The 11111-nt window shown below is 38.6% G+C and carries 9 protein-coding genes and 1 pseudogene; 8 read left to right on the top strand and 2 right to left on the bottom strand.

The genetic code is table 11. The features are described from left to right. The 3 genes and pseudogenes from AC1DPQ_RS06270 to AC1DPQ_RS06260 form a co-directional block, all read left to right on the top strand. Positions 1 to 302: pseudogene (locus AC1DPQ_RS06270) on the top strand (hypothetical protein); the annotation flags it as partial. After that, the gene (locus AC1DPQ_RS06265; protein ID WP_477579318.1) at positions 299 to 622 is read left to right on the top strand and encodes a hypothetical protein; all 324 of its coding nucleotides are present in this window, start codon (positions 299 to 301) and stop codon (positions 620 to 622) included. The pseudogene AC1DPQ_RS06270 and the gene AC1DPQ_RS06265, both read left to right, overlap by 4 nt. A 94-nt stretch (positions 623 to 716) precedes the next feature. Next, positions 717 to 1721 carry a DUF3078 domain-containing protein gene (locus tag AC1DPQ_RS06260; RefSeq protein WP_477579316.1) on the top strand — a complete coding sequence of 335 codons (1005 nt, stop codon included), beginning with the start codon at positions 717 to 719 and terminating at the stop codon, positions 1719 to 1721. A 2-nt stretch (positions 1722 to 1723) separates the two neighbouring features. Here the strand turns inward: AC1DPQ_RS06260 and AC1DPQ_RS06255 are convergent, their stop codons facing one another. Continuing rightward, the gene (locus AC1DPQ_RS06255) at positions 1724 to 2455 is read right to left on the bottom strand and encodes an SIP domain-containing protein (protein WP_477579314.1); all 732 of its coding nucleotides are present in this window, start codon (positions 2453 to 2455) and stop codon (positions 1724 to 1726) included. 96 nt (positions 2456 to 2551) lie between these two features. Between AC1DPQ_RS06255 and AC1DPQ_RS06250 the strand changes: the two genes are divergently transcribed. After that, positions 2552 to 3538, top strand: coding sequence for a helix-turn-helix transcriptional regulator (locus AC1DPQ_RS06250; protein WP_477579312.1), 987 nt, complete (start codon positions 2552 to 2554; stop codon positions 3536 to 3538). 82 nt (positions 3539 to 3620) lie between these two features. Here the strand turns inward: AC1DPQ_RS06250 and AC1DPQ_RS06245 are convergent, their stop codons facing one another. Next, positions 3621 to 6044: a DUF5916 domain-containing protein gene (locus AC1DPQ_RS06245; protein ID WP_477608436.1), complete on the bottom strand. Its 2424-nt coding sequence runs from the start codon at positions 6042 to 6044 to the stop codon at positions 3621 to 3623. Between the two features lie 191 nt (positions 6045 to 6235). Here AC1DPQ_RS06245 and ffh point away from each other — a divergent pair, with 191 nt between their 5' ends. The 4 genes from ffh (at position 6236) to AC1DPQ_RS06225 (ending at position 10964) form a co-directional block, all read left to right on the top strand. Further along, the gene (gene ffh / locus AC1DPQ_RS06240) at positions 6236 to 7573 is read left to right on the top strand and encodes a signal recognition particle protein (RefSeq protein ID WP_215165338.1); all 1338 of its coding nucleotides are present in this window, start codon (positions 6236 to 6238) and stop codon (positions 7571 to 7573) included. Positions 7574 to 7952: 379 nt separating this feature from the next. Beyond that, a complete protein-coding gene (locus AC1DPQ_RS06235; protein WP_477579308.1) occupies positions 7953 to 9491 on the top strand; it encodes a YifB family Mg chelatase-like AAA ATPase in 1539 nt (512 codons plus the stop codon). Between the two features lie 95 nt (positions 9492 to 9586). Next, entirely contained in the window at positions 9587 to 10243 is a 657-nt protein-coding gene (locus AC1DPQ_RS06230) for a SanA/YdcF family protein (protein ID WP_477579306.1), read from the top strand. A gap of 346 nt (positions 10244 to 10589) precedes the next feature. Then, on the top strand, positions 10590 to 10964 hold the full coding sequence (locus tag AC1DPQ_RS06225) for a hypothetical protein (protein WP_477579304.1): 375 nt from the start codon (positions 10590 to 10592) through the stop codon (positions 10962 to 10964). Positions 10965 to 11111: the final 147 nt, after the last annotated feature.

Here is an 11111-nt window from a genome sequence, read left to right as displayed (position 1 = left end):
ATAATCTGTTAAGCAAGCAAGGAAGAAATGCCCGCCACCTTCAAAAAATTTTAGAAAAAGACTATCGTGAAGACCTGATCGATTATCGTTTCAGCGCCAGTCTGGTTAGTCAGGTATTAGGCATAAAAGATGCTGAGCTCATTGATTTTATGCAGCAATACCGCCCAACTTATCAGTTTGTGCTCGATGCTACTGATTATTCTTTTAACCAGTTTATCAGAAATGCCTATAAAAGCTACAGGTTAAACCCCAAAGCACTGCAATTGCCTCCATTGCCTAAAATAACCATCGATAAGCTGTGAAAGCGCCAATTATCATCGTTAAAAAACTTCCGGCAGCGGGCATGGCAATCTTTCCATTTATCCTGTTAAAATCGCCGCGGTTTAAAAGTGATCCAATCATTATTAACCACGAAAAAATCCATTTACGCCAGCAATTAGAATTGCTTATTTTCCCTTTTTATATTTTATATCTGGTTAACTACCTGCTTAATCTTATTAAATGCCGGAACCATGATTTAGCCTACCGTAACATCGTTTTTGAGCAGGAAGCCTATGAAAATGAAAATGATTTAAATTACCTAAAAAAGGGTAATTGGTACGGCTGGTTTAAAAAGATCTGAAACAATAGTTTTCACCTTCAATTCAATTGTCAATCTGACAATCATTTTGTTAAATGCTTTTTATCTCTAAAATTTTTCGTTTTCTTTGTAGGCAATGAAGAACTGTTTAGCTGCCATAATCCTGATTCTAAGTTTCTGCTCTACAAAATTATATGCACAGGAAATTGATACTATTCCGATCAATACAAAAGACCTGAATATAAAGTTAAAGCGTAGTCCTTTGCCGAGCAGACAAGGACCATTAAACTTTGAACCGGTAAAAATTAAGCCTTTGGTGGTAAACGCCAAGATTAATTATTGGAAAACAAGAACCAACATCGGTATCAATGTTAATCAGGCCCAGTTTAGTAACAACTGGAAAGGTGGGGGTACCAACTCTGTGGCTGTTGGTGGCTTGCTAAACTGGAAAGCAGAATATAATAAAAACAGCTATAGCTATATCAGTGAACTTGTTTTGCAATATGGTAAAATCAAAAATAAAGATCAGCTGCAAAAGAAAACCAACGACCGTATTTTTTGGGACAATAAAGCGTCTTTCCAACTCTCTAAAAGCTGGTTCTTTTTCGGATCGATAAGTTTTGAATCTCAGTTTGATAAAGGCTTCAGATACTTTAGGGATGGGAATGGAGATGAACAACAGGTTTTGATTTCTAAATTTATGGCACCAGGCTATTTAACCGAATCAATCGGTTTTGAGTACAAGCCTGTTAAATATTTCTCTACACGGATCGGTACAGGTACAGCCAGACAAACTTTTGTTCTCGATACCGCGGTATACGACGGTAAAAATGAGGTTTACGCAGTAGAAAAAGGGAAAAACTTTAAAAACGAACTGGCTTTTCAGATCGTGAGTGCTTTCGATAAGGATATTTTCACCAATACAAACCTAAAAGCGCGATATGCCATGTTCATTCCTTATAAAGATTTTAAGGCAAGTAAAATCGACCACAGGTTAGACATTGCTTTAACAGCAAAAATTAACCGTTTTATGAACACCAGTTTAACTGGGGTACTTTTATTTGATGATGATACAGGCACAAACAAAATACAGGCGAACCAAACTTTAGCGCTGGGTTTTGGCTTTACCTTCCCCAGATAGGTTTAGGCGCCACCAACCTTACCTATTTCCCAATACGGCATTGTTATAATCTGCCTGAAGCTTACGCCTCTTTGCTTTAGGTATTTTTTAAACTGTTGTACCGATTTGGCCCTGCCAGTTAAATAAAAAGTAGCATTTTGCCACATTTCCCAGCATAATGGATGCATATTTTCCATCCAGTTAATGGCATTTTTTGCCGGGGCATTTACATCAGAAGGCACGGTATCGATCAATAACTTAAGGTGATCAACAGAACTCAGGTTTTCTTCCTGAAGCTCCAAAACTCCAAAGTATTCAACATCTTCGTCGATCACTTTTTTTCCAAGCGATTCGTACAGGCCCAGGCTGGTTTCGTCGCCAAAAAAGAAATGCTGATTAGATTCTTCATTGTATTTTACCTTCGCGCGATCTACAATAAGTTTCAAATGGTCTCCTTTTTGGATGTTCACAGCTAAGCTATGGCCCGGTCCTTGTCTGTTTAAGTAAAAAATAACTTCGCAGGTTTCGTGCGCTTCATCAAAGCTAGATAAAGTATAATGCCTATATTCATTGGCATTAACCCTTAACARCACTTCCATTCCAGGAATAAATTTGGCATCGAAAAAATCGCCTTTAAAGGTAACGCACTTTAAGTTGCTGCTTAACATTTTAGTTTCTACAACTTCTACCTGATATATTTTATTGCTGATCACTTTTTCCATTGTGTTGGCCAGCCATGATGGTAATTTTGGCATCGTATTCTTTTGTTTAGTAACTTTGAACAAAAGTAGTTGTCTAACAAACGCATCTTTTTATACCAAAAGGATTAAAGTTTATATCAAAAGGATTTTATGGCTTTAAACATTTATGATGGTGACGATAAATACTATATTGTTGGTAACAAGTTCGACAATAACGAATTTAATCAGGCACTGGTAACCGAGCGGAGGGATAAATACAGCTTTCCGTTTGGCGATGCAGAGATTGTGGAGATCGCTTTTTCGGGTATTTACATTGTTTACGGCGATATGCTCGTGAAAAAGAGCCGCCTGCGCATTAAATCTTTTGATGAGCCTGATATGGTTGAGCTTCATTTTTCAATTACAGGCGGCGGGATTATGGAAAATTACCTCACCAACAAACGCCTGGATATCAAAGCCAATCAGCACAATATTATTTATAGTCCTGATTTTGATGGGATGGCAGAATTTACAGTAGGTGGTCCGCATAAATTTTTCGAGGTAAATTTCGAAAGATCACGTTTTGTTGATTTAACTGGCGAAAGCAGCACTTTGCTAAAAAACTTTGCCGAAAAAATTATGAACAACCGTTCGGTAGAGCTTTCATCAGAAAACCTGCCCATCAGCTTAGCCATGCACAGTTGTATAAATGATATTATGAACTGCCAGTTTACTGGTGGATTAAAGCTCTTGTTCCTACAATCTAAATGCCTCGAACTTTTGGCATTGCAAGCTCAGGCTTTCGAATTGGCGGCTAAGAAAACAGAAAGCCCAGCCCTTAAATCATACGATAAAGACCGCATTTATTATGCACGCGAATATTTGTTAGCCAATGCCAGCCATCCCCCATGTTTAACCGAATTGGCAAAGGTTGCAGGCATAAACGAATTTAAACTGAAACATGGCTTTAAAGAAATTTTCAAAAACACCGTTTTTGGCTATTTAAGCGATTATAAATTGATGCGGGCCAAAGAACTCCTGGCCGATAGCAGCAAAAATATCAAAAATATTTCCGACGAACTGGGCTATTCTTCGGTACAGCATTTCAGTAGTGCTTTTAGTAAAAAATTCGGTGTAAGCCCTGGTAAAGCAAGGTAGTTTAGTTGGGGGTTTGGACCTTTAGTCTTCATATGTATACTTCCTAGCCTTGGGTTTAAACCCAAGGCTAGGAACACCCAACTTATCCCTTCTTCCTTTTTTTCTTCAAATCGAGATAATCAACATAATATAAAACCTTTACAGAAAGGCTGTTATTCTGAGGGGCATTTAAAATTCCGCTCAGGTTTTTATTATAACGTTGCGTATAAAAAGTATCATAAGTTTCGGCCGCATCCTTGTACGAAACAGAAAGGGTGCTACCGGGTGCAAATTGCCAGGTATAAATCAAATCAATATTAAACACATTATAGTTTCTATCCATCGCGGTTAACGTTGGCCCTTGATAATCGGTTAAATGGCCATCAGGCTGAAGCAGGTAAAATTCTTTATTTCGTCTATCACTCCAATAATGTCTTAGTACAACGGTTAGCCCCATTAAGTTGGTAAAGGTATATTTAGCATCAAATGAGTTTTCTACCGTTCTGCGGTCGTATTTAGAGAATATAGCTTTATCACCTTGTGCGGTTACCCAGTTTACATAATCGTAGTTTGGGTTAAAGTTCAGGTCTAAACCAAAAGCAATCTTATCATTTAACCTCAGGTTCTGGAAAAAGTAAAAATTATACTGTTTGCCGCCGAAAAGATGCTGTTCAAAATAGCGCACATTTCCACCAAAATTATAGGCCTTGGCGCGGTTGGGATTTATATACAAGGCAACACCAAAATTTCCTGGCGCCTGATACATTTGTCCATTTCGGGCTTCGTAAAAGTCGTTCCCTTTTCTATCTACACTTAAATCAAACTCTGCCGACCATTGATTTTTAAATTGAACCCAATACCCTGCATTCGCACCTATTTTTTGATAAGCACTCGGTATTGCCCTGCGAGAATAATTTAGATTAAGCCAGCTTTCAAATTGATTATACCATTTACTTGGCTTGTATACGTTATAACCAATACCAATCCGCTGATCTAAAAAGTTGTTAYTGGTAAAGAAACCCATATCTGATGGATCAAATTTATCATCTGCATATACCTGATTGTAGCTCCAGGTAAAATTGCCGCTCTGTTTTCCAAACCTTAAGGTGTAGCTATAACCCGTGCTCGATTCTTCACCCCGTAAATAGCTCATTTTGCCCCCGCCATTTACGAAATATTTATTGCCTTTATTGTTTAAATTGAAAAGCAGCGCACTCACATTGGCATCGTAAGCAGAGCCTTGCCTAAGTACATTTGTATTGATAAACGTAGCCGAACTGTTGTTTTTTAACGACTGATCGAAAACCAGAATATTATAATTGGTGAGCGGTTGCGTTTCTACCATACGAAGGTTACCCTGAGCATCCTCTACCTCGGTTTCCATGCTATTGGTAATGGCATTAAATATCCCAATACCCAGGCCTTTTGCTGTCCGTCCTGAAATTTTTGTGGCGTTTAATACCTTGGCTTCAGTTTGATCTTTTACAATTTTATCACTGCTGCCTACCCCGCTGTAATTATAATAGGATGGAATAGAACCGATGCGCTTCGAATAAAACAGGTCACCTTTGTTAAACAATTCTGTTCCCTCGGTAAAAAACTGTCGGTTTTCATTAAATTTCACCTCAAAAGGTGTGAGGTTTAATATCCGGTTATCGGATTGCACTTGCCCAAAATCGGGCACTAAAGTCATGTCCAGCGTAAAACTATTGTTGATTCCGTATTTAACATCCATCCCCCCGTTAAACCGCGAGGTTGTGTTTTTTACCCCGGGCAAATTAACCGGATAATGGTTTACATAAGCTGAAATATATGGCGAAAAAGATAATCTTAACGGAGGTTTAACATCTTTTATTCCCGTCCACAGCCCCTCCTGATTGATAAAACCGTTTACTTTAGGGTCTACAAAATTCCAAAAGGTTTGAAGGTTTTTCCGCTGCATCCTGCGGCTAAAATTCAAACCCCAGTTCTGGACATCCCTACTAGAGAAACGCAAGGCCGAATAAGGGATCTTCATTTCGCAGGTCCAGCCTTTATCATCAATTTTAACAGCACTTTCCCACACAGCGTTCCAGCTTGCATCTTCATCACCCACCTGCGAGTATTTGGCATCAAACTGAACACCGGCAGCGGTAACGAAAAAGCCATTTCCATTCATCTTATCATAAAAGGGATCGACAATAATTGAAATGAAATCGGCATTGCCAATATTATCTCTCGAAACCAACTCGTGCGAAACACTGTCAGGGTGATCGTACATCCGGGCATAAACATAAATCGCAACGTCATCGTAAAGCACCTTCATTTCAGTGCGCCGATCGTGAGTTTCTATCTTTCCAGGGTTTGGCCTGATCTGAATAAAATCAGTAGCAATTGGAACATTATTCCAACACTCATCATCTAAAATACCGTCTATTTTGGGGCTTTGCAGCGTTCTTTTTGCTTCCAGTTGGCGCTGTTTCGAAATATCCTGGGCTTGGGAAAAAGCACAAATAAATATAAAAAAAAGGAGGATGCAGCGTTTCATTCGTTTAGGTTAGTTAGGTATAAGACCACGCCTTAAACAAAATGTTGCACCAAAGAAAAATTTAATATTCATCTTCCTAAAGTTTTGACTTTGAGTTGCTAAGATTTACAAGCAAAATTTGATACATTTGCCTTTTATTAAAAACAAGTAGCTTTTTGCCTTTCGGCATGAAGCTTTTAGCTTAAAAAAAGATGTTTGATAATTTACAGGACAAGCTAGACAGAGCATTTAAAGTACTAAAAGGACAAGGCAGTATTACGGAAATCAACGTGGCAGAAACCATGAAAGAAATTCGTAAAGCATTATTAGATGCCGATGTTAACTATAAAACAGCAAAAGCATTTACCGATGATGTGAGGCAAAAAGCTTTGGGGCAAAACGTGCTTACAGCCGTTTCTCCAGGTCAATTGCTTACCAAAATAATGAACGATGAACTTGCAGCTTTAATGGGTGGCGAAGTTACAGAGTTAGATACTAAAGCAAATCCTACCATTATCTTAATTGCTGGTTTAAACGGTGCGGGTAAAACTACCTTTGCTGGTAAACTGGCTTTGCATTTAAAAGGCAAGGGTAAAAAACCTTTATTGGTTGCAGGCGATATGTACCGCCCGGCGGCTGTAGATCAATTGGAGGTTTTAGGAACCTCGGTTGGTGTTTCAGTCTACGCTAACCGTGCCTCAAACGATCCTGTTGGCATTGCTTTAGAAGGTATTGCACACGGTAAAGAAAATGGAAATAACGTAATCATTATAGATACCGCTGGTCGTTTAGCGATCGACGAATCTTTAATGAACGAAATATCTGAAGTTAAGGCTAAAACTCAGCCGCACGAGATTTTATTCGTGGTGGATTCGATGACCGGTCAGGATGCGGTAAATACAGCCAAAGTATTTAATGACAGACTTGATTTTACGGGCGTTGTTTTAACTAAATTAGATGGCGATACCCGCGGTGGGGCAGCGCTTTCAATTAAATCGGTAGTAAACAAGCCAATTAAATTTATCGGTACCGGCGAGAAAATGGAAGCACTTGATGTTTTCTATCCAGACCGTATGGCATCGCGTATTTTGGGCATGGGTGATGTGGTGTCGCTTGTTGAACGTGCACAGATGCAGTTCGATGAGAAAGAGGCAGCAGAACTTCAGAAAAAAATCCGCAAGAATAAATTCGATTTCAACGATTTCTACAACCAGATTCAGCAGATCAAGAAAATGGGTAATATGAAAGATTTGATGGGTATGATTCCTGGAGTGGGCAAAATGATGAAGAACGTAGATATTCAGGACGATGCCTTTAAATCAATTGAAGCGATTATCAACTCAATGACTCCGTTTGAAAAAGAAAACCCAGATAGTATCCAGCAAAGCCGCCGTTTACGTATTGCAAAAGGTTCGGGCAGCAAGGTAGAAGAAGTTACTAAACTAATTAAGCAGTTTGAAGATATGCGTAAAATGATGAAGCAGTTTTCTAACCCGGCAGCCGCAGCAGCAATGATGAAAGGTATGCCTAAAATGCCATTTGGCAGATAATTTAGAAGGTTTAGAGTAGAGGGTTTAGGGCGTAAGGCCTTATTCTTCGTGAAAATACAAATCCAGGTCGCAACCCACAGCGTCATGCTGAACTTGTTTCAGCATCTTTCAAAATAATATAAATCCCGATCAGTAATGGTCGGGATTTTTGTTTTATAGGTTTTGGAAATGAGTGTTCAGCTTTCCATAGGAGGGTTTTAGCCCTGCTTTCCCTGTCCCGACATAAAGTCGGGATCGTCCAATCAGGTTTATTTAACAGCGGTTGGTGAAATCGACTCGCTAATAGATACTAAAACTTGATCTTTTTTAAATAATCTGTATATTAGAATCAATATTCATCCCGAATAATTTACATCCGAATTTATTTTAATTAAAATCAATGCTTGTAAAAACATACGGGAGTGCTGTTTATGGCGTAAATGCACTAACCATAACAATCGAAGTGAATATTAGCGCAGGTACAAAATACTATATGGTAGGCCTGCCAGATAATGCGGTAAAAGAAAGTCTTCAACGTGTGGCCAGCGCCATTAATATTTCGGGGTTCCGTATGCCGAAGCAGAAAATTGTAGTCAATTTAGCGCCTGCAGATATTAAAAAAGAAGGCTCATCCTATGACCTCCCAATAGCCATCGGCATTTTAGCAGCATCTGGACAGATTCCTTGTGATGAATTGGACGACTATTTCATTATGGGCGAACTCTCTTTAGACGGGACCATTCAACCCATTAAAGGCGCCTTACCAATCGCTATCCAAGCACAACAAGATGGTTTTAAAGGTTTCATCTTACCGAAACAAAATGTTCGCGAGGCTGGCATTGTAAACGATTTAATTGCCTATGGTGTAGAAAACCTGGCTCAGGTAATCGCTTTCTTTAATAAGAGTGAAAAACTGGAACAGGTTAAAATCAATACGAAAGAAGAATTCTTAAAAAACATCAATAATTACGAGCACGATTTTGCCGATGTTAAAGGCCAGGAGAATATTAAAAGAGCATTGGAAATTGCTGCAGCAGGTGGTCACAATGTTATTTTAATCGGTCCGCCAGGGGCAGGCAAAACCATGTTAGCCAAACGTCTGCCAACTATCTTACCCCCATTAAATTTAAATGAAGCTTTAGAAACCACAAAAATCCACTCCGTTGCCGGAAAACTTTCTGCTGCCGATGCTTTAATGACCATCCGTCCGTACCGCTCCCCACACCATACCATTAGCGATGTTGCTTTGGTGGGCGGGGGAATAAACCCACAGCCCGGAGAAATATCGCTGGCCCATAACGGCGTTTTGTTTTTAGATGAGCTACCCGAATTTAAGCGTACCGTTTTAGAGGTAATGCGCCAACCTTTAGAAGACCGTAAAGTGGCCATAGCAAGGGCAAGATTTTCGGTAGAGTATCCGGCTAGCTTTATGCTGGTGGCCTCAATGAATCCCTGCCCATGCGGTTTTTACAACCATCCGGAGAAAGATTGTGTTTGCGCACCAGGAGTGGTTCAAAAGTACCTGAGTAAAATATCTGGACCACTTCTAGACAGGATTGATCTTCATGTAGAAGTAACGCCGGTTAATTTTACAGAATTAGCCTCCACAGCCAACACAGAACGAAGCAACCACATTAGGGAACGTGTAATTAAAGCCCGGGAAGTTCAGGACAAACGTTTTCTTGATAAAGAAGAATTGCACTGCAACGCCCAAATGAGCCCGAAAATGGTGCGTAAAGTGTGTCAGATCAGCGAAGCAGGTACTACTTTATTAAAAACCGCAATGGAAAGGCTAGGCTTATCAGCCCGTGCTTACGATAGGATTTTAAAAGTGGCCCGAACCATTGCCGATTTAGCCGGAAGTGAAAATGTAGAGCTCGAGCATTTAGCAGAATCCATCAATTATAGGAGTTTAGATAGGGATGGTTGGGCAGGGTAAAAAAGATTTGCAGAAAATCAATTTTTAAATACATGGGATAATCCGTTTTGCCTTTAACTATCTTTAAGAGATAAATAATTATTACCGTCTAATCCATGAAGACTAAAAAAATCATAAAGTTGTTAATCTATGCCTCCTTATTGGGCATTATTGTAGTGTTGGGCATAAATTTATTGGTAAAATCTCAAACTGATCCGGTAATTTTTTCAAAAGAAAAAGACACACCAGGAACCAAAGTGGCCATTATTTTCGGAGCAGGCATTAACAATAATAAACCTAGCAAATACTTAAAAGATAGGCTCGATGCTGGTATCGAACTTTATAAAAACCATAAAATTGATAAAATTCTGTTATCTGGCGACAACGGTAGCGATGAGCATGACGAGTTAACGGTGATGAAACTTTACTGTTATCAGCACGGTGTTGATACCAATAAGATCTATCTTGATTATGCTGGATTTGATAGCTACTCTACCTTATATAGATCTAAATATATCTTCAAGGTTGATACGGCCATTCTGGTTTCACAAAAATATCATTTAAACCGGTGTATCAATATTGGAAATAAATTGGGCGTCAAATCATATGGCTTTGCTGCCGATCAAGGAACGTATCAGGGTTACAAATATGCTTCTTTTAGAGAATATTTTGCCGTTGTAAAATCTACAATTGATATTTTAATTGGTAGAAAACCACACTTTTTAGGCAAAACGGTAGACATTAACGGACCTTCAAATTATACTAAAGAATAACGTGAAATATATTGCTCTTTGATTTCTTTGAGCGGTAAAAATTTCTTTTTTCTTCAAATATCGGTCTATATCAATTTCAATAAATAAGCGATGTTCTTCTAAACTGAACAGTTTTATTTATTTGTGAGCGCAAGCAGCTGTAAAAAATCTATTATGGGCAGCAGGAGTGAAGAACGCCACCAATTGCAATTATAAAAACCTATTAAACAGCGTTTTAAATATACATTTTTATGTTGTTTTTATTCTGTATCTCACTATTTTTTGAGCATTAATGACTCGTTTGGCATAGTCATTGTCATAGCTCTGTTACATTTATTACCTATTTAAAATTAAAAAAGTGAAAGAGATGAAAAAGACAGTTCAAATTTTCAGCATGCTTTTAATAGCATTAACCGTAATGGTATCGTGTAAAAAAGATACCGATCCAGCAGATCGAGACTTCTTTGTGGGTACTTACAAAGGAACCGTTTCCTATCGTAGTGGTGAGACTACCATCAACAGTACCGATGGTAAAGTAACAGTAAGCAAAATTGGTGAAACGTATAATTTTTACTTTGGTAACGGGATTCCTGATATTACAGGAGTAAAGTTTGAAAAAACGGGCGACAACAGTTATGTAAGTATTGGATCGGGTTTAACCGGTATCAGTATTGATGCCAGTACCCTTAAAATTTTGGTTTCGAAAGATGGGCAAACCTGGACAGCAAATTGCACGAGGTAAACCATTTAAAAAGACAGAAGGCCCGATCAATAAAAAATCGGGCCTTATTTTTTCTCCTTACCTCATTCCAAAAGCAAAAAATGAGTTTCATGCTTAATTTAGTTAAATTTATAGCATGAGTTTTGAATTAAAAACACACCTCGAAGA

It is taken from the genome of Pedobacter sp. 01T416_2 (genome assembly GCF_056398925.1).
Note: the sequence above shows the minus strand (reverse complement) of the source record. Positions and strands in the feature narration are given on the sequence as shown.

Excerpts from the sequence above, each read along its gene's own strand:
- AC1DPQ_RS06250 (WP_477579312.1), top strand. The coding sequence starts at position 2,552 with ATGGCTTTAAACATTTATGATGGTGACGATAAATACTATATTGTTGGT.
- AC1DPQ_RS06235 (WP_477579308.1), top strand. The coding sequence starts at position 7,953 with ATGCTTGTAAAAACATACGGGAGTGCTGTTTATGGCGTAAATGCACTA.
- AC1DPQ_RS06225 (WP_477579304.1), top strand. The coding sequence starts at position 10,590 with ATGAAAAAGACAGTTCAAATTTTCAGCATGCTTTTAATAGCATTAACC.
- ffh (WP_215165338.1), top strand. The coding sequence starts at position 6,236 with ATGTTTGATAATTTACAGGACAAGCTAGACAGAGCATTTAAAGTACTA.
- AC1DPQ_RS06260 (WP_477579316.1), top strand. The coding sequence starts at position 717 with ATGAAGAACTGTTTAGCTGCCATAATCCTGATTCTAAGTTTCTGCTCT.
- AC1DPQ_RS06230 (WP_477579306.1), top strand. The coding sequence starts at position 9,587 with ATGAAGACTAAAAAAATCATAAAGTTGTTAATCTATGCCTCCTTATTG.